Annotated in this window: 29 protein-coding genes; 8 read left to right on the forward strand and 21 right to left on the reverse strand. The window is 57.8% G+C overall.

Going from position 1 to position 14945, the window contains the following annotated elements; translation table 11 throughout:
- Positions 1–237 precede the first annotated feature (237 nt).
- The 21 genes from ACSMXM_RS05515 to ACSMXM_RS05615 all read right to left on the reverse strand — a co-directional run bounded on the left by ACSMXM_RS05515 (position 238) and on the right by ACSMXM_RS05615 (position 11214).
- Positions 238–477 carry a hypothetical protein gene (locus ACSMXM_RS05515; RefSeq protein ID WP_460314676.1) on the reverse strand — a complete coding sequence of 80 codons (240 nt, stop codon included), beginning with the start codon at positions 475–477 and terminating at the stop codon, positions 238–240.
- Positions 474–1565: a phage minor head protein gene (locus ACSMXM_RS05520; protein WP_460314678.1), complete on the reverse strand. Its 1092-nt coding sequence runs from the start codon at positions 1563–1565 to the stop codon at positions 474–476. The genes ACSMXM_RS05515 and ACSMXM_RS05520 overlap by 4 nt, the downstream gene beginning before the upstream one ends.
- A complete protein-coding gene (locus tag ACSMXM_RS05525; protein ID WP_460314680.1) occupies positions 1565–1765 on the reverse strand; it encodes a hypothetical protein in 201 nt (66 codons plus the stop codon). The genes ACSMXM_RS05520 and ACSMXM_RS05525 overlap by 1 nt, the downstream gene beginning before the upstream one ends.
- Positions 1758–3080, reverse strand: a complete 1323-nt coding sequence (locus ACSMXM_RS05530; RefSeq protein WP_460314682.1) for a DUF4055 domain-containing protein — start codon at positions 3078–3080, stop codon at positions 1758–1760. Before ACSMXM_RS05530 ends, ACSMXM_RS05525 begins: the two co-directional genes overlap by 8 nt.
- A gap of 38 nt (positions 3081–3118) precedes the next feature.
- Positions 3119–4279 (reverse strand): DNA-packaging protein, encoded by a 1161-nt coding sequence (locus ACSMXM_RS05535; RefSeq protein WP_460314684.1) that lies wholly within the window; start codon positions 4277–4279, stop codon positions 3119–3121.
- A gap of 97 nt (positions 4280–4376) precedes the next feature.
- Positions 4377–4709, reverse strand: coding sequence for a hypothetical protein (locus ACSMXM_RS05540; RefSeq protein ID WP_460314685.1), 333 nt, complete (start codon positions 4707–4709; stop codon positions 4377–4379).
- A gap of 21 nt (positions 4710–4730) precedes the next feature.
- Positions 4731–4919: a hypothetical protein gene (locus ACSMXM_RS05545; RefSeq protein WP_460314687.1), complete on the reverse strand. Its 189-nt coding sequence runs from the start codon at positions 4917–4919 to the stop codon at positions 4731–4733.
- Positions 4920–5219: 300 nt separating this feature from the next.
- Positions 5220–5837 carry a hypothetical protein gene (locus ACSMXM_RS05550; RefSeq protein WP_460314689.1) on the reverse strand — a complete coding sequence of 206 codons (618 nt, stop codon included), beginning with the start codon at positions 5835–5837 and terminating at the stop codon, positions 5220–5222.
- A 20-nt stretch (positions 5838–5857) separates the two neighbouring features.
- On the reverse strand, positions 5858–7315 hold the full coding sequence (locus ACSMXM_RS05555; protein ID WP_460314691.1) for an AAA family ATPase: 1458 nt from the start codon (positions 7313–7315) through the stop codon (positions 5858–5860).
- A gap of 153 nt (positions 7316–7468) precedes the next feature.
- Positions 7469–8134: a hypothetical protein gene (locus tag ACSMXM_RS05560; RefSeq protein WP_460314693.1), complete on the reverse strand. Its 666-nt coding sequence runs from the start codon at positions 8132–8134 to the stop codon at positions 7469–7471.
- Positions 8131–8304, reverse strand: a complete 174-nt coding sequence (locus ACSMXM_RS05565) for a hypothetical protein (RefSeq protein ID WP_460314695.1) — start codon at positions 8302–8304, stop codon at positions 8131–8133. Before ACSMXM_RS05565 ends, ACSMXM_RS05560 begins: the two co-directional genes overlap by 4 nt.
- Positions 8301–8654 (reverse strand): RusA family crossover junction endodeoxyribonuclease, encoded by a 354-nt coding sequence (locus ACSMXM_RS05570; RefSeq protein ID WP_460314697.1) that lies wholly within the window; start codon positions 8652–8654, stop codon positions 8301–8303. The genes ACSMXM_RS05565 and ACSMXM_RS05570 overlap by 4 nt, the downstream gene beginning before the upstream one ends.
- Positions 8651–8827 carry a winged helix-turn-helix domain-containing protein gene (locus ACSMXM_RS05575; RefSeq protein ID WP_460314699.1) on the reverse strand — a complete coding sequence of 59 codons (177 nt, stop codon included), beginning with the start codon at positions 8825–8827 and terminating at the stop codon, positions 8651–8653. Before ACSMXM_RS05575 ends, ACSMXM_RS05570 begins: the two co-directional genes overlap by 4 nt.
- 307 nt (positions 8828–9134) lie before the next feature.
- Positions 9135–9269, reverse strand: coding sequence for a hypothetical protein (locus tag ACSMXM_RS05580; protein WP_460314701.1), 135 nt, complete (start codon positions 9267–9269; stop codon positions 9135–9137).
- On the reverse strand, positions 9266–9661 hold the full coding sequence (locus ACSMXM_RS05585; protein ID WP_460314702.1) for a hypothetical protein: 396 nt from the start codon (positions 9659–9661) through the stop codon (positions 9266–9268). Before ACSMXM_RS05585 ends, ACSMXM_RS05580 begins: the two co-directional genes overlap by 4 nt.
- Entirely contained in the window at positions 9658–10143 is a 486-nt protein-coding gene (locus tag ACSMXM_RS05590; RefSeq protein WP_460314704.1) for a hypothetical protein, read from the reverse strand. Before ACSMXM_RS05590 ends, ACSMXM_RS05585 begins: the two co-directional genes overlap by 4 nt.
- Positions 10133–10411: a hypothetical protein gene (locus tag ACSMXM_RS05595; RefSeq protein ID WP_460314705.1), complete on the reverse strand. Its 279-nt coding sequence runs from the start codon at positions 10409–10411 to the stop codon at positions 10133–10135. Before ACSMXM_RS05595 ends, ACSMXM_RS05590 begins: the two co-directional genes overlap by 11 nt.
- The gene (locus ACSMXM_RS05600; protein ID WP_460314707.1) at positions 10408–10626 is read right to left on the reverse strand and encodes a hypothetical protein; all 219 of its coding nucleotides are present in this window, start codon (positions 10624–10626) and stop codon (positions 10408–10410) included. Before ACSMXM_RS05600 ends, ACSMXM_RS05595 begins: the two co-directional genes overlap by 4 nt.
- 32 nt (positions 10627–10658) lie before the next feature.
- The gene (locus tag ACSMXM_RS05605) at positions 10659–10871 is read right to left on the reverse strand and encodes a hypothetical protein (protein ID WP_460314709.1); all 213 of its coding nucleotides are present in this window, start codon (positions 10869–10871) and stop codon (positions 10659–10661) included.
- Positions 10868–10990 carry a hypothetical protein gene (locus tag ACSMXM_RS05610; protein WP_460314711.1) on the reverse strand — a complete coding sequence of 41 codons (123 nt, stop codon included), beginning with the start codon at positions 10988–10990 and terminating at the stop codon, positions 10868–10870. The genes ACSMXM_RS05605 and ACSMXM_RS05610 overlap by 4 nt, the downstream gene beginning before the upstream one ends.
- Positions 10987–11214: a hypothetical protein gene (locus tag ACSMXM_RS05615; RefSeq protein ID WP_460314713.1), complete on the reverse strand. Its 228-nt coding sequence runs from the start codon at positions 11212–11214 to the stop codon at positions 10987–10989. Before ACSMXM_RS05615 ends, ACSMXM_RS05610 begins: the two co-directional genes overlap by 4 nt.
- Positions 11215–11312: 98 nt before the next feature.
- On the opposite strand from ACSMXM_RS05615, the gene ACSMXM_RS05620 reads away from it, so the two are divergent.
- The 8 genes from ACSMXM_RS05620 (at position 11313) to ACSMXM_RS05655 (ending at position 14920) form a co-directional block, all read left to right on the forward strand.
- Positions 11313–11999 (forward strand): S24 family peptidase, encoded by a 687-nt coding sequence (locus tag ACSMXM_RS05620; protein ID WP_460314715.1) that lies wholly within the window; start codon positions 11313–11315, stop codon positions 11997–11999.
- Between the two features lie 305 nt (positions 12000–12304).
- On the forward strand, positions 12305–12829 hold the full coding sequence (locus ACSMXM_RS05625; protein ID WP_460314716.1) for a hypothetical protein: 525 nt from the start codon (positions 12305–12307) through the stop codon (positions 12827–12829).
- A gap of 1 nt (position 12830) precedes the next feature.
- Complete coding sequence (locus ACSMXM_RS05630) at positions 12831–13229, forward strand: HIRAN domain-containing protein (RefSeq protein ID WP_460314718.1); 399 nt, start codon at positions 12831–12833, stop codon at positions 13227–13229.
- A 99-nt stretch (positions 13230–13328) separates the two neighbouring features.
- Positions 13329–13625 (forward strand): hypothetical protein, encoded by a 297-nt coding sequence (locus ACSMXM_RS05635; RefSeq protein WP_460314720.1) that lies wholly within the window; start codon positions 13329–13331, stop codon positions 13623–13625.
- Positions 13622–13861 (forward strand): hypothetical protein, encoded by a 240-nt coding sequence (locus ACSMXM_RS05640; RefSeq protein WP_460314722.1) that lies wholly within the window; start codon positions 13622–13624, stop codon positions 13859–13861. Before ACSMXM_RS05635 ends, ACSMXM_RS05640 begins: the two co-directional genes overlap by 4 nt.
- 8 nt (positions 13862–13869) lie before the next feature.
- A complete protein-coding gene (locus ACSMXM_RS05645; protein WP_460314724.1) occupies positions 13870–14271 on the forward strand; it encodes a hypothetical protein in 402 nt (133 codons plus the stop codon).
- Positions 14268–14501 carry a hypothetical protein gene (locus tag ACSMXM_RS05650; protein WP_460314726.1) on the forward strand — a complete coding sequence of 78 codons (234 nt, stop codon included), beginning with the start codon at positions 14268–14270 and terminating at the stop codon, positions 14499–14501. The genes ACSMXM_RS05645 and ACSMXM_RS05650 overlap by 4 nt, the downstream gene beginning before the upstream one ends.
- Positions 14498–14920 carry a hypothetical protein gene (locus ACSMXM_RS05655; protein ID WP_460314728.1) on the forward strand — a complete coding sequence of 141 codons (423 nt, stop codon included), beginning with the start codon at positions 14498–14500 and terminating at the stop codon, positions 14918–14920. The genes ACSMXM_RS05650 and ACSMXM_RS05655 overlap by 4 nt, the downstream gene beginning before the upstream one ends.
- The last annotated feature ends 25 nt before the right edge of the window (positions 14921–14945 follow it).

The raw sequence follows: 14945 nt of genomic DNA on the forward strand, positions 1-14945 counted from the left end.
CGGAGTTATACGGCCATGCAGTAGGCATCGGAGGCAGACGAACCGCTTGGTTCCGCCTGTCACTTTGCCTGATTTGGTATTGATCTTCGGAGCCATGACCGTCTGGGTGACTTCGCTTGTCGCCACCTTGTCGTGATGCTCACAAACGCGGCATACCCATTGGCTGTATTCAGCCTTCGGGCGCAGGCGACCGGGCCTAGGCTTGGTGTTGTTGACAACGAGCTTCACGCGCTCAGGTTAAAGCGAGACCGTCTCGCCGTCGATAATAAGTTCAACCATTACTGTGCTGGGCTTTCCCACCTCGCTTCGCACCGCCACGGACTTCTGCTTGCCAAACACGTTGCCGTCCCGGTCGACGAGACAGAAAGCTTTGCCTGCTCCGCCATCCAGCGGGACAATCATCAGTGCGGCGCGGCCTTCCTTTGGCCCGCTCCAATAGTGAGTTCTACCGTCCGGCGTCGTGAAAGTATGGCTCATAGCCCCGCCATTTCAAATGCCTCAGCGTCTTTTTTCTTCAACTGATCAAGCGTGTATACTCTGCCGCTCGCGTCCGTGAATTTGCCCAACTCCACGCCTCCATCCCGCCACAGCTTTGCGCGCTGAACGCCCAGCACTTCATCCTGGAACGCTTCCGGCTTTCCTTTCAGGAACGTGTCATAGGTCGTATCAGCCGGCACTTGCCCGTCCATCGACGCGCGCCAGTCCGGCTCAGGATCGTCAACGTCGAAACCAAGTTCACGCCAGCTTTTAAGTTCAGGGACCGTCGTGCTGCGGCAATTCATGTGACGGGGGGGCATCGGCCCTTTCCCCACCGGGTAAACCTTGTCCTGTTCAGACAGTGCCACGCATATAAGGGACGTTCGCCCATCCAATGTGGCGAGGAACCGCCACCCTTTCACGATGTCGTCGTTTTCTAGGTAGGTGTCATCCCTTGCGCGGGTCATCACATGGTTAGTGGCCGTGCGCGCCACAGCGACCGCAGAACGGCGCGATATATCCAAAATTCCGTCAGAGTAGCCGAGTGCCTTGGTGCCACGGATACGCCGCACCATTTGCTCGATGCTCTCACCCTCCACTAAACCGATGCGCAGCGCTTCACGAAGGCGGCGCGCACGGCCCTCCTCCATGCCTGCGATCCATTCCTTCAACAGGCCCCCTTGGAAAGGGCGCTTATTGACGATGGCGCGCAATGTTCCCGCTGTTGGCGTGTTCGGGCGGTACTTGAACGGCAGAACCTCAGCGAGCGCCTTAGCTTGAAACTCAGCTTCCCATGCTGCCAAGCCTAGTAGCTCATCACCCATCTGAGCAGCGACTTGCTTGTAGACGTTCTGGTTTATTACCCGAATTTCTTCGAGTATCTTCTCCAGGCGCTTCGTTGTCGCTGGCCCGGTGTCGAAACCACGTTCCTCGATCAGGGCGAGACGTGCCGCAATTTTCTCCACCAAGTCGGCGTCGGTCTTATCCAACAGGCTGACGATGCGGGCGCCCAAACCCGACCCGAACCGGCGCGCATAAACCGCATGCGAAACCTGTATGCTGTTCAGGCGCTCAGCAGCTTCGCCCATCAGTGCACCGTCGCGTCTTCGAAGTCGTCAATCTCGACGACTATCCAGCCCCCACCATCAATAGGGCCAGCCACAAATACCTCAGCGTCCTCGCGCTCGCATTCCTCGCCATCTATAAACCAGTTAGTGATCGGCACCATTTCGCCGCTATCCAGGATGGCGTGTTCATTGCTGAACGCCACCACAACAACATCAGGCACCTTGCGCCCCCAAAAGCGGCACGTCCTGCACTTCCTCACGTGCCCGCTCCACAGCCTCAGACGGGATGATGGCGTCAGACAGAAGCTTAGCCCGCTGTAGCTCACCCATGGCATCCTCAGCCGACAAATCACCAAGCTTACGAAGCTCAATCACCACTTCCTTGATCGCCTGTGCATTGGCGACCACGCCATAATCCCCGTTAAGGGTGACCGAGCCGCCCTGTACTTCACCGATCCATTCAGCCGTGTAGCCAAGAGCTACTTCCAGCGTGTCAGCGAAGCCCCGCGCAATCGCTTCCAACTCCGACTGGTCCTTGGACTCATCTATGGCGTTTTCCGTGGCCGTGATGTTTCCAGGACGACGGGTCAGCATCCGCACACCCTCGGACTCCATCTCCCGCTTCAATGTATCAAGATCGCGTTCGCCCGCCTCAATCGCGCTGCCATTGTGTTCGATGAACTTCGCGTCGGCGTCCTTCGAGTCCGAACTTATCATCGACAGCGGACCGATGGTCAGCGTGGTGCCGGCCTCAACCCCCTTCGTGAACAGAATGGCGAACCGGGACACCGTCAGAATATTGCGCTGGTCGCTTGCCGACTGCCAGTGGCACACATTGATATGCGCCAGATTGTCCAGTGGTGGCGTAGCGGTAAAATCACCCTTCCTTGGGCCTGCAAAGAACGGTGCCAACGTCACATAAGGCATCCCATACGGCCCTTCCGCATGGACTGCCCAGCTTTCACCGCTCTTGCGCCATATCTTCCATTCCGGGGGCGTGATTTCACGGATTTGCTCTATCCGCTTTTCTTCAAACCCATTCCATTCCGTCACTGTCTCACGAATACGGACATGGGCGAATTTCTTACGCCCGTCGATTGTCTCATAACGTGCGTCAATTAGTTGCTCGGCAGTAACTGGTACCCAGCGCGGACGACGGCGAAGATCGTCAGCTGCCGTCTCCGGTTGGTCGCCATCCATATCGACAAGAATATGCTCAGCGCCCTTCGCTAACCCCTCCCGGAACCGATCTCTTGCAAATACATCAAGATGCGTCCCCGCCTGGTCGATGTCCTCCGCGAGGTCGATCAGGCGCTGAGGGACATCCTCACCAAGCGCGATTGGCTTTGAGAAAGGCATGCCCACCATTGTTGTGACAGTCTGCTCAAACCCTCCGAACAATACGCTGGATGCCAAGCGGCGGTCGTATTGAGCGGGATCTTCTTCCTTGAATCGGGGCAGGTACGTTTCCCCCGCCGCGCGCATGGCGTCAGTTCCACCCATTAGGGCATCGATCCGCGCCCATTTGGGCTTCATAGCCGTGTATTCAGCCGCAGGCGTTGCTACATTTGCCATTAGAAAGACAGCTTGCCCGATTTAGCGGCACCCGGCGCGATCATCAGTTCAGTGAATGCCCAGACCAGTGCGTCAACACGGTCGGGCGAATATCCCATCGACTTCTTGTCAAAATCCTGCGTGAACATGGTCATCTGCGTCTCCAGTTCAGCAAATGAGCCAACGTGCGAAATGCGGCCCTGCTCGTATAGGGCGCTGATCGGTTCGGCTCTTGTCACCTTGCCGCGCGATGCATGCACCGCTTTGTATGAAAGCGTTCGGTCGACTTGGCGTAGGACCGTCTCAACCAACTCGCCGCCATTATTAACCTCGGCCACAACCCTGTCGGCATCCCAGTCGCGATATGCCTTTACCGCTGCCTTGGCCCACTGCTCAGGCGTATCACCCTTGGTTGAACGGTCATCTAGGACGTAACCTCGCCCGTCATCACCCACGCCAGCGACCACGATACCGCATTCGTCGGCGTCTTCACCTGATGAAACCGGCGGATCGACCGCCACCACAATCCTGCGCATCGGTGGATATGACAGCGGTTTGATGCGCGTCTTGTCGATCTGCGACAACTGCCAGAGCGCCCCCGGCATATCCTCCAGAAGCTCGCCGTCCAGTTCCTGCCTGCCGACGCGTGTTCCCTGATACTTCTCCAGCATCTTCTGGAGTGCCTTGTCGGCAAGGTTTGCGGCGTTCTCCATTGTGCCGCCGCGCGTGATCGCGTTGGATTGATCGTTGAGTAAATCCCGAACAATCTTCACCGGTCTCGGCGTCGTCGTAACCAGAACCCTAGGGTCATCCCCAAGGCGAAGCCCAAACACCAGGTTGGACCAAAGATCCTCTGCGTAATTGTATTTCGCCAACTCGTCGCACCACGCTGCGTGGTGCTGCGGGCCGCGTAGCTGATCCGGCTTGTCGGCGCTGTACGTCGTTGCCGTCGATCCGTTCGGCCATGTCAGCCGGCGTTTGGACGGTTCATAATCCGGTCGCGCCCATGGCGGGCTGACAGCGAGTATCCCGCTCTCGCCCTCAACCATCACGTCGCGGGCATCAGCAGCTGTCTCAGCTACCAACGCAATCCTGATCGGCTCACTGGCATCCTCAACGAGGCTGCGCACCCATTCCGACCCCATACGGGTTTTACCGAAGCCGCGACCGGCCAGCACCATCCACGCGAACCAGTCACCCTCAGGGGGAAGCTGCGATGGCCTGGCATGGAACGGCCAATGATACCGAAGCGCCGCCTTTGTTTCGACGCTGAGAGAATTAAGAGCCGCTGTCCTTTGCTGCTGCGGCAGCGAGGCGAGCAATTGTGCGGGTGAACTCATCTGCACGAGCGCTCACCTCCTCGGTCTGGATGGCGCCGCCGTCCTTTCCTGTATGCTCTGCATTGATCTGGACCGGCATCAGCTTTGCCCACAAAGGGAAGAACTGGTCAGGCTTTTCCTTGCCCCATGCGATCAAAGCAGGGACACCGCCAACGCCGTCGAACGCATCTTCAAGCGCGTTCTTCACTTCCACTGTCACGCGGTTTAGCTGGCCCTTCTTCCGGCCCCCTGTCTTGGGGATACCCTTGGGTCTGCCTACCTTGCCTGCCATTTCTAATAATTTCTATCTTGGCTACGCAGCTTCTGCCGCGTTCGCCTCTGCGTCGATCTGCGCTGCACGTTCATCGAACGCTGCAATCATAGCCTGGCGGACAATGTGCTTTGGTACGCCGCAGTAGCTTGCCTGATCAGCCAGCTTCGTTGCGAGGCTGGCGGCGGTGGTCAGGTTCTCCTGCTCCCGCTCTGCCTGTGTCTTGGACATAGCGTCCTCCATGTTCTCCCGGCACGCGCTCAGGGACCGACGCTGTTGTTCAGCTCAGTGAATTATGTCGCGAGGTGATAAGGGTGCCGGGATCGAGGCGTTGGCCCCGAAACTAAAAACGCCGGGGCGACCGGGTTACTCCCAATCCTAAACCCCGGCGCCAAGTGTGGATGCTGGCACGCTCCGGAACGTGTTTACCCAACAGGGCCACTAACCCCTGAATCAAAAAGAGCTACGCACCATGTTTAGGTCGCAGCTCTGAATTATGGGTTTCTGTATAGCTTTTTCCTCGCCATGCGTCTAGCCCTTATTTCGCTTTCCGCGCTGGGTAGCTTCAACGATGTGCTGCACTTGGATGTTGAGGCGGGCGGCACAGTCCCTGAATACCGTCTCTGCCTTCCTGCGCAGGCGTTCCGGCAGGGGATGTTCTGGAGGTGTTCCATAGCATGCGCGGGCCGCTGACGAGAGCTTCATACCTTCGATTGCCAGCAGGCCAAACAGACGGGAGTAATCTGGCGGGATCGCCGCGAACGCATACCGGACATTGGCGCGGGCTTCGGACACCCTAAGCATCCAGTTGTGCGGATCTCCACCACCTGAGACACTACGGTCCAAGGTGCACTTGCTTTCGCTGTGGGTGGCCATGGCCGCTTGTTCCCTCAGCCATTCGATTGCCGCGTATTCCGGACGGCTGATCTTGTCCTTGGCCAGAAGCCGCTCAGGAACGCCCGTGAGGCGCGAATGCACGTCATTGGCTACCTGCCCAGCAGAAACTCCGCGCTTCTCGCTGTACGCGTATTTCCTGGCCTGTTCCGGCGTAGGTCCGGCAGGGGCTTCCCTCTCCACCCTTTCCCGCTGGGCAATACGTGCCAGCTTGCCCATGGGCTGGTCTTTCCGGCGCTTTGCACGTCTTGCCATGTCAGGTTCCTTTGTTGCGCTCAGGCATCTTCATGGGAGAAATCATCGACACATTCCTCGTATCGATTATGGTGCCAGTCGAAGGTTAGAGTGACTTTGCCTGCCTTGCCTGGAAGGCCCATTTTCACCTTAGTGACGTGAATATCGACCTGATCGGTGTCGGGCTTTGGACGGTTCACGATGAAGCCGTAATCAGGCTTGTTCGCCCAGTGTGCGCTGCCGCTAATCGAGTAGAGGCCAGGAACAGGTAGCTTGCCACCCATCATGCTTGGCTTTGCGGGGTGCGCTATGACCCAGAAGGCGACGTTGTAATTTTTCGCGAACCGCTTCATTTTGCGGATCGCTTCGCCGGTATAGTCCGTTTCCGACTGATCCTTGTGGCGCTTGTGGTCTATCTCATTCCAAGGGTCTAGGATGACAACGCTGCAATTGTCGCGAAGAACAGCGGTGCGAGCCAGATCCAGAACATAATCCAGATCCATATCCTCGTCATCATCGCGTGGCATTTGCGAGATTATGCGGAGCCGGTCGCGAATGATTTGCTCTGCCTTGGAATGTCGCTCAGTCCATGAGGCAAACTCCGCGCATTCGACCATCGCCGCGATCAGCTTTCGCACGAGAATGGGCCGGATCATCGTTTCAAAAGAGCCTAACGCTACCGTCTCCCCTGATAGAAGGAGGCTGGCGATAATCTTAACCATCAAGCTGGTTTTACCGCTTGCCGCATAGCCAGCGCCGACGGTGAAGGTGCCGCGAACGACGGGAAGCATTTCGGTCAGTGCCGGAACGTTGTAGCTTATCCCATGCACAGGCGGCGGTTCGGGGAAGTCGTCAATCGTGTAGAGGCCTTTGACCGGGTACGGGCGGGCATCGGCGATTATCTGCCGGACTTCCTGGGCACCGTGCTTTTCCAAAACCTCATTGAGGTCTTTCGTACCCTCGGGATACTGGATCGACTTACAGCGGTCAGGTCCAAACCATCGCGCCAGATCCGCCGCCAGCGCTCTGCCGGGAGGGTCGCCATCAACCGCCAGTACGATGCTGCCCACCTTGTCCAGAAGCTCGCGGCTGCGCCACAGAAACTGGTATCGGCTTGCCGTCTCGTCCATCACGTCGGACGACTGCTTGCTCGGCGCGCCGTTCGGGACGGACAGGGTGTAAATCAGTCCCGACTGGATCGCTGCTATCGCGTCCCACTCGCCTTCGGTGATGATTATTTCCTGCTCCCCGGACTTCACTTTCTCGTCCAGCAGAACGTCGTGGTTCCACAGGATCAGGGGCGCTCCCCCGTCCATTCGGTGATCCTTCTGTGAGGTCAGCCGCCGCTTGTGGTTCACCGTGTTGCCGTACTCGACGTAGGGCAGACTGATCCAATTGCCGCCGTCGTCTCGAACCGTGGTCAGACCCAGCTTGGTCGCCAACTCGCTGTCCAGACCACGCGCTTCGATCCAGTCGATGTGTTTTCCGTGCAGAGTCATATCCGCCTTCCCAGTCGCAATGATGGCATTTCCAGAGTGTCGCCGTGCCGTCGGTCGAAACGGACAGGCTGCGGTCGCGTTTGTTCCGTCGTGTCGGTGAACAGCGAGGGCAAACATGCTTGCCCGGTCGCCGGGGCAAATCGTCGGGTAGGTTCAGCATGGCATCGAAACACCGCCACCTCCCTGATATTCGCTGACGGCTGGCGCTTGGCGCCGGGCTACCCAGCGCAACCTGCCGGAGATGAATTCAACGGCGTCAGCGGGCTTTTCGCGCTCAGCACGAATGATCGCCTCAAGCGTTTCTCCATTGCCGTGGTTCTTTCGCCATTTGCCGATGATCGAACGGGCTTCGCTTTCGGTTTTGCCTGTCGCTCTGATCAGTCGAGCTCCAAGGTCGAAAGCCACCTTGTCTAGATCAACTTCCGACGCGTCAGCGTTCGTAGAAGATTTATCTTCTACGCTATATGTATCTGTATCTGTATCTGGGGGCGTTTCTGAAACGTTTCGTTTCTTCCTGTGGCGCTTCACACGCTCGGTGGAAGTGTCTGATTTATATTGATGTTCGTTCCAGTCATGCGGAACGTAGCCACCGTCTAAGAGGTCGATAAGACCCCCTCTTATCAGTCGATCAAGACCCCCTTTAAGGTGGTCTAAGCGCATGCTTAGCAGTAGCTTAAGGTCATCATCGCCAGGCAGTTTGCCGTCATTTTCGCTGGCGATTGACAGCATGCGCACCCATAGGCGGAAGTCCTTATCCGACAGCTTCATGACTTTCGGATTGCGCATTGCGGCAGCTTGAAAGCGGAACCAGCGGCTCATGCAGCCTCCCTCAATTCGTATAGGTCGCACAGAAGGTTAAACTGCGCGTCGGTGAGTGCGCCATCGTTCAGCGCGATCAGAAGGCGCTCACGGCGCTCCTGTGGCGTTTCTGCGGCCAATGCGGCGCGAACGAGCGTGTTATAGGCTGCTTGGGCGGCGGGGATGCTCATGCCAGACGCACCTCCACCGCACCGCCATTCACCTTCGATCCAAGGCGAATGGTGATCGGCTCAAACAAGCTGTCGTCGATGCCCATGGCCGCAGCCATGGAATCTAACCCGTATTTTGTGGAGCTAAGCATGTTGTCTCTATCACGCTTCCGATTGTCTGGCGGGCGGAAGGTGATATCGAGCGCAATAGGCCCATCATCATGCACGGAGGGATTTGCAGCCTTAGTGGCGAGGTAGCAGTCGCTCTTGAATTTCGTGCGAATGTCGGTCGTCCAGCGGCGATCCTTGCGGCTGTTCGGCGACAGTTCGCGGGGAGGCCACGGCAGGAGGATGAAGCCCGACGCGCTCATGCGACAAAGCCGTTGCGTATCTGAACGCCCTTGCTGCGCAGCCGTGCAACCGAGTGGGAAACCAGAAACGGACTTATGCCAAGCCTATCGGATAGCTCCTGCACTCCAAGGCCAGGATTATTCCTGATCGTTGCCAGCAAGGCCTCGTCGCGCTTTGTGTTGAGTTCGCTCATGCGTACACCGCAATCCGACGTAGAAGCTCGCCAGTGGCCGCTACAGGGCATTGCGTAGGGTAAGATCCTCGGTGGCGTCCGGCAGTGCGTGTCGCGGGTTTTAGAACGGCGCCATTGTCGAGCTTATATGTGAACCCCTGACGGCTGCTGTGCGCTGTCAGACGACCTTGGCTCTCCAGGATGCATACCAGATCACGCGCTTTCCACGTGCTGACAGTCATCAGCCGTGCGATTGTTTCCATCGTGGGCGATGCGTCGCGGTTCCGTGCGCGGGACAGGAGGATGTCGTATAGCTGCTGTTCGAGGGTCACTTCTGCATCTCCGCAGCCATCTGCTCACGCTTGGCGCGGAACAGGGCTTTGTAAGCGCGGCTTGTCGCTTCACGGCGGTAGCGGCGCTGTTCTTCCTTTGGGTCGGGGGGCGGGCCTAGGTGGATGGTCATGACCGCACCGTCCGCGAGCTTCCATGAAAGCCCATCTGCTTAATCTGATTGCAGAGTTCGCAGCATTCGTCGGGGTTGACGCCGCGCTTGATTGCCCTTGACGAAAGCGCTTCGTAATCGCCGCAGGTACAGCGGACGAGCCATCTGGAATATGCGGCGTTAGGCGTTTTCTTCCCCAGAAAGCCGACGACCGTAAAGCGGCCAACCTTCTTCCCGGTCAGGTCAACAAACGACTCTGACTTTGGAAGCGCTTTGGTCTTAGGTGGCGCCTTCCAATGGTCGCGACACTCGCACTTAACCTCTTGCTTGAAATTCACCGACGACGCGGACGTGACGACCCCAGCGGTCCGGTTGATCGGCGACGACGTGGCGAGACGATCAAATACGCTCATGCCGCCCTCACATGCGGCTTGCGGGCCGCGTCCAGACGGGCAATCCAGCCATTCATCGTGGCCGATATGTCGCGGAGTTCATCCTCGCCAAAGCCGATGATCTCGTGCAGCGTGACGGTCTTGCCGCCGTCGCTGTCAGCCTTTTCTGCCTCGATCACCTTCGCCAGCAGCATCGCCTTCTTTGCGGCTACGGGGTCGCTGGAACACATGGCCCCGAGAGGCACGGAGCGTTTGCCGTAATCGGCCATGATCTCGTCGTGTGCCGTTTGGTCGAGTGCCAGCAGGTTGAACAGCTTGTCCGGGCTGGGGAGCGAACCCCCGGCGATGTTGCCGAGGTGACGGACGCTGACACCAAGAGCCTGCGCGACCTTCGCCTTGCCATGCACCCGCGTCATGCGGGACAGGCCCTGCATCATTACGGCATGGAACTGTTCTTCAGTGAGAGGTTCCGCTTTCGGAACGACAGTGGTTTCATTTGTCATCATGTATATCCTCATGGACAGGATCGCTCATCACCTTGCATCCTCTGCCGTCGGGCGGGGTTTCGGCTCCGCTCGTTACGGCGTGGACAAGCCAGTCAGGAGCATTGGGGAAGAGTGCGCGCTGTTCGCCACCGGCGGCAAACGCTTCCCCCGCCGGGGTGCCGCCGCGAGCATTGGCGCAGGTGCGAGGACCGGCTTTCATGCTGGCGACGGCGGGGAAATCTCTGAATGTGATGCCGGGTTCGCCAGCGAGAGGGTGTCTGTTCATGCGAGGACACCTTCACGATGAAGGGCCGCGACACCTTTAGGGGTTATACGGAACGCGGGGCCGTCCTCGCCAATGCCCGCAATGACGTGGCCGCGCTTTTGCAGGCTCAGAAAAACGAATGCAGCGGCAAACTTTTCGTCATCATCGACAAGCCCGACAGTGTGCGGTCCGTGTCGTTTCAGGAATTCGAGCGCCAGCAAGTCCATTTCGCTCAATGGCACGTCTGCTGGAAACCAATCGCTGCCGCTCATCCCACCCTCGCAAACAGATACGACTTCACGACATGAGTTTCGATTTCCATGGCGAGCGCGATCTGCACTTCGTTGTAGTTCTTGCAGAACAGCTTGGTGGCTATCTGCTTGTCAGTGAGGCCGCGCGCTCTCCCCGCATTGATCTGACGACGTGCATCGTCTGGCATGGGAGGGCTTTTGCCGGGGGTGCGGTCGAGAGACAGGGTCATCCCAGCTTCCCCGGCAACGGGCGGCGCAGACGCGTCGCATGATGAAGCTCGCGTTTCACTTCCTCGCGCGCGATCTCGCGCAGGCGTTCCTCTTGCTCCGGTGTGAAGGGGGCGGTCATGCTGCAATTCCTTCGGAGGCGGGGCTGTACTTCGCCATGAAGTCGCGGACCTTTTCCTCCGTCTCGGGCCACACACGGCGCGGTCGCGACCTCCCTTCCCCGCGCAGATCGCGCACAAAGTGAGGATCGTTCAGGACTTCTCGTCCGAACGTGACGGGGGACAGTTCGTGCGCCTGAAGAAATTCTTCGACAGCATCGATCAGTTTTGCCGGTTCTTCGCTCATGCGTAGGACAATAGGTGGGACACGTCCTACGGTCAAGCGAAATGCGTAGGACGTGTCCTAGTCTACCGCAGAATTCTGTTTTGTGGGATGCGGCCTACATGGCCGATGACGTCAGTCCCTTCCAAAAAGCCGTCCAAGATGCGATTGACGCCTCTGGGAAAACGCGCGACGCTTTGGACTCTGAGCTACGCGAGCGCTTCAATACGAGTGGCAAGCCGCTCTGGGACATTATCCGAGGAAAATCCAAGAAGCCGGCTGCTGATCGCCTTCGTGTTATTGAGGACGTTCTTAAAGTATCGCCGGGCACTCTCGAGCAGATCGTCTATCCTCGCGTACGTAGCAATCACGCGCCAACAATCAGCGCCGACGGCGAGGAAACCGTTGGCATCACAGCGCTCGACCTATCGCTTTCCATGGGGCCAGGAACCTTGATCGAGGAGTTCGTTGAGAGCGAGCCGGTGCAGTTCGACATATCCCTGTTGCGCTCAATCACGCGCTCGCCATTCGACCGACTGCGCTTAGTTCGCGGGATCGGGACGAGTATGGAGCCAACGTTCCGAGCAGAGGATCGCTTTCTCATCGACACGACCGTGCGCGAGATGACGCGGCTCGACGGCTACTACTGGATCACGATTGACGGCGCGCACGGGTTGAAGCGGCTTCGTCCGGCTGGCGAGGATCGGGTGCTTGTGATTTCGGAAAACCCCGATTTCGAGAACGACCGGTTGGACAAGCGAGCGGTGCGCATCGAGGGTCGGGCGATTTGGTTTGCGAGGGGCCTGTAGCTCGCTCAAGCATCGCTCGAGTTCGCTCGAGGATTGACGAATCACTTTTTGCGCATTACGGCTCTGCTCGGCCGTAATGCGTTGCCAACCCCGCTCGAGATGCGCTACAACAAATTTTGTATTTGGATCGCGCATCGAACGTGGAGAATGGTAATGGCTGCGCAGTATCAAGACCGCGCATTTAGCTTCAAGATAGTGAAGGCTCAACACTTCGAGCTCGTTGAGAGAGTGTGCGCAAACCCGCCCAAGGCCTCCCCTCAACTCAAGGAGCTTGTCGCCAAAGGTCGGCGTATTAAAGCTAATTAGTGCTAGCGGATAAGCAAGAATTTACAATTGAGCCTCTCGGGGAGCACCATCTCCGGGAGGCTTTTTGCTGTGGCCACGATGAGATCGACGCCTACGTTCGCACTCGAGCGCTTAAGGAGCATATCGACTACAAGGTTCGCGTGCAGGTTGCGTGCCCCTCGGAAACCCACGAGGTAAAGGGCTTCTACTCGCTGGCGATCGGGGCAATCGCTCCCAAATCTATCGCAGGTAAGATTAAACGGAAATTTGGCAGCCGCCCCATTCCAATGGTATACCTCGCCGGCGTTGGCACGTGTGAGGATGTTCAGAAAAACGGCATCGGCTCCACGCTGATGTTAGATGCTTTTGAAAAGACCATGCAAATTGCGGATGTGGCAGGGACTGCATGTATGGCACTCGACGCAGTTAACGAAGATCGTGCTAGATGGTACGAAAGTTTGCAATTCCAGCGATTTGGAATGACACCCGACGATAAAATAAGAATGTTCATTCCTATCGCCACCATTCGAGACGCTCTAGCGTAGATTGCCCCTCCCTGCCCTATCCCTCGCCGTCGTAGGCGCTGACTATCCCAACCAACGTGGCCCCACTCGGCGCTTCGAGATACAACTCTGCGTACCTGGCGAGTCAATCGAGCTGCGCCCCGAGCCAACCAATCGAGCCGATCCCCAAGCTGTCGCTGTGTTCACCAAGCGCGGCATCCAGATCGGCTACCTGACTGCCGAGCGAGCGCCATGGATCGGTAGCATGATCCGAAGCGGGCGCGAGATGGAAGCTATCTTCCAAGAGCCATTGAAGTGCGGCGCAGCGATCCGTGTTGCGTTCGATGGCGAATCGCCGACGCTACCTCGCGCTAGACCATCCTCCGATAACTTTATGGAAGAACAAGACTTTTGGCCTGATCCTACTTGGGATGAAAATTAAGTAGGACAATTCCCACAAATCTTGTTGACTTCGTAGGACACGTCCTACATAACATCTCCATCACACCCCAGCACAGGCTGGCATGATGGAGATGAGACAATGGCAGACGCCGCCGATACCCCGAAACCGTTCGCGAAGCTGTTCGACACACCGCACGGTCAGTTGCTCGTCACCCGCGATTACATCGACGAAAACGATGATGGCGAGGAAGAGGAAGCTGTCGTTTGCCGGGGTGCTACCCGCCATGGCATCCACGCCACCATAAAAATGGGCGGGTGGGCTGACGCCGCTCCCGCTGACGCTGCCTTCGCGAAGGTCGATCAGGACGGCGCGGAAGAACTCGCCGCCACCATGGCTAAGATGATCGACGGCTTCTCGGGTGGAGCCGCAGCATGAACCACGCATTCGACAACGGCCACGCATATAGCGAGCCATCCCGCTACACCCCCGCTGGCCATGCAGCATTGCAGGCAGAGGCATCACGCGACGAACAGCTTGACGCTCTCACGGAGACGATAGCGCTCCTGCGTAGTGCAGAGGTGGAAGCATCCGCACTGGTAAGCAATCACGTAGCGGAAGCTATTCAGAACGCACTTCATGAAGCGCATCAGGCGCGGGCGGTGCTGCTGTGAGCGGGCCGATGACGCCAGAAGCCGCCGCAGAGGCCGTGCGGGATATGCTTAAAAATGTGCCCACAAGCGCGTTCACGGGCATTTGCCGCAGCGCCGCTGACCAGATCTACGAGCGCATTCTCTACAGTGTACAGGATTACCTGCTCGACAACTGTGAACATAACATCCGGCAAGACATAGCTTATTCGCAAAGCGCTGTAGAGGCGGCTCGCAAGGAAGCTTATAAAGTCAGCCTTGTTAATCAGTCCCTCTGCCATGCGCTGCGCAATCTCGTCGGTAATGCAGGTGGGCTTAAGGTGTTTGAATCTGAAATCCGCGAGATTGCTGGGAACACCAACTGGCAGTGTTTGATGGATGCGATTGCACTTGCTGACGAGGCCACCGCCAAAGCTCTCGGTGAAACGTCATGAGCGCCGCCATTCTCCCCCTTATCTCCGCTCAGCACCGCATCATGGACACTGTGTGCGCGATAGAGACGGCTGACCGCATCATGAGCAGCACGACCATACTCGCTGAAAAGGCGCTGTGTGACGTGGAGGAAGCCCGCACCCGCGCTGTTGCTGAGCTTATCCATTCAATCGGTGTGATGACAGGCCTTTCGCCTGAGCAGATCGCCCGTGTCGCAGGAGTGCTGGCATGACCATTCAGTTCAACGCGAAGTTCATCCGTGAAGCCAGTGCGAAGCATCGGGGTGAGACAGTTGGCACCTTAGATTATGTAGTGCGGCGAACAATTGCGGAGACCCCAAAAACAACAAGAATTTCACACTCTGACCATGAAGTGCGATTAATTCTTGAAACATTAATTGAAGAAATAGACCGCCGCCTTCCCCCGCCAGCATCCGAACCCGGTGAGATTACGCCGGGGTGTGTGATCACCGTCGATCTTATAGGCAACACCGACCCAAAATTGGTGACACATGTTCGAGCTAACGGTGAAGTCTGCACGCTCGCCGTGGCGGACAGCGACTGCCTGCGCGTATTGCCATTTCACACAATGCACCCCGCCACCCCTGAACAAGTCGAAGAGCTTATCACTGCTCTTGGGATGGACGCATGACCCCCTTACAGCACAAGCTTGACCG

The organism is Pacificimonas sp. ICDLI1SI03, from assembly GCF_054740865.1.

What these genes read in the sequence shown, in the direction of transcription:
- ACSMXM_RS05620 (WP_460314715.1), top strand. Translation starts at nt 11,313, where the DNA reads ATGGCCGATGACGTCAGTCCCTTCCAAAAAGCCGTCCAAGATGCGATT.
- ACSMXM_RS05530 (WP_460314682.1), bottom strand. Translation starts at nt 3,080, where the DNA reads ATGAAGCCCAAATGGGCGCGGATCGATGCCCTAATGGGTGGAACTGAC.
- ACSMXM_RS05545 (WP_460314687.1), bottom strand. Translation starts at nt 4,919, where the DNA reads ATGTCCAAGACACAGGCAGAGCGGGAGCAGGAGAACCTGACCACCGCC.
- ACSMXM_RS05590 (WP_460314704.1), bottom strand. Translation starts at nt 10,143, where the DNA reads ATGACAAATGAAACCACTGTCGTTCCGAAAGCGGAACCTCTCACTGAA.
- ACSMXM_RS05520 (WP_460314678.1), bottom strand. Translation starts at nt 1,565, where the DNA reads ATGGGCGAAGCTGCTGAGCGCCTGAACAGCATACAGGTTTCGCATGCG.
- ACSMXM_RS05560 (WP_460314693.1), bottom strand. Translation starts at nt 8,134, where the DNA reads ATGAGCCGCTGGTTCCGCTTTCAAGCTGCCGCAATGCGCAATCCGAAA.
- ACSMXM_RS05615 (WP_460314713.1), bottom strand. Translation starts at nt 11,214, where the DNA reads ATGAGCGAAGAACCGGCAAAACTGATCGATGCTGTCGAAGAATTTCTT.
- ACSMXM_RS05645 (WP_460314724.1), top strand. Translation starts at nt 13,870, where the DNA reads ATGACGCCAGAAGCCGCCGCAGAGGCCGTGCGGGATATGCTTAAAAAT.
- ACSMXM_RS05555 (WP_460314691.1), bottom strand. Translation starts at nt 7,315, where the DNA reads ATGACTCTGCACGGAAAACACATCGACTGGATCGAAGCGCGTGGTCTG.
- ACSMXM_RS05580 (WP_460314701.1), bottom strand. Translation starts at nt 9,269, where the DNA reads ATGACCATCCACCTAGGCCCGCCCCCCGACCCAAAGGAAGAACAGCGC.
- ACSMXM_RS05595 (WP_460314705.1), bottom strand. Translation starts at nt 10,411, where the DNA reads ATGAACAGACACCCTCTCGCTGGCGAACCCGGCATCACATTCAGAGAT.
- ACSMXM_RS05605 (WP_460314709.1), bottom strand. Translation starts at nt 10,871, where the DNA reads ATGACCCTGTCTCTCGACCGCACCCCCGGCAAAAGCCCTCCCATGCCA.
- ACSMXM_RS05565 (WP_460314695.1), bottom strand. Translation starts at nt 8,304, where the DNA reads ATGAGCATCCCCGCCGCCCAAGCAGCCTATAACACGCTCGTTCGCGCC.
- ACSMXM_RS05655 (WP_460314728.1), top strand. Translation starts at nt 14,498, where the DNA reads ATGACCATTCAGTTCAACGCGAAGTTCATCCGTGAAGCCAGTGCGAAG.
- ACSMXM_RS05535 (WP_460314684.1), bottom strand. Translation starts at nt 4,279, where the DNA reads ATGGTGCTGGCCGGTCGCGGCTTCGGTAAAACCCGTATGGGGTCGGAA.
- ACSMXM_RS05610 (WP_460314711.1), bottom strand. Translation starts at nt 10,990, where the DNA reads ATGACCGCCCCCTTCACACCGGAGCAAGAGGAACGCCTGCGCGAGATC.
- ACSMXM_RS05635 (WP_460314720.1), top strand. Translation starts at nt 13,329, where the DNA reads ATGGCAGACGCCGCCGATACCCCGAAACCGTTCGCGAAGCTGTTCGAC.
- ACSMXM_RS05585 (WP_460314702.1), bottom strand. Translation starts at nt 9,661, where the DNA reads ATGAGCGTATTTGATCGTCTCGCCACGTCGTCGCCGATCAACCGGACC.
- ACSMXM_RS05650 (WP_460314726.1), top strand. Translation starts at nt 14,268, where the DNA reads ATGAGCGCCGCCATTCTCCCCCTTATCTCCGCTCAGCACCGCATCATG.
- ACSMXM_RS05550 (WP_460314689.1), bottom strand. Translation starts at nt 5,837, where the DNA reads ATGGCAAGACGTGCAAAGCGCCGGAAAGACCAGCCCATGGGCAAGCTG.
- ACSMXM_RS05570 (WP_460314697.1), bottom strand. Translation starts at nt 8,654, where the DNA reads ATGAGCGCGTCGGGCTTCATCCTCCTGCCGTGGCCTCCCCGCGAACTG.
- ACSMXM_RS05515 (WP_460314676.1), bottom strand. Translation starts at nt 477, where the DNA reads ATGAGCCATACTTTCACGACGCCGGACGGTAGAACTCACTATTGGAGC.
- ACSMXM_RS05640 (WP_460314722.1), top strand. Translation starts at nt 13,622, where the DNA reads ATGAACCACGCATTCGACAACGGCCACGCATATAGCGAGCCATCCCGC.
- ACSMXM_RS05575 (WP_460314699.1), bottom strand. Translation starts at nt 8,827, where the DNA reads ATGAGCGAACTCAACACAAAGCGCGACGAGGCCTTGCTGGCAACGATC.
- ACSMXM_RS05540 (WP_460314685.1), bottom strand. Translation starts at nt 4,709, where the DNA reads ATGGCAGGCAAGGTAGGCAGACCCAAGGGTATCCCCAAGACAGGGGGC.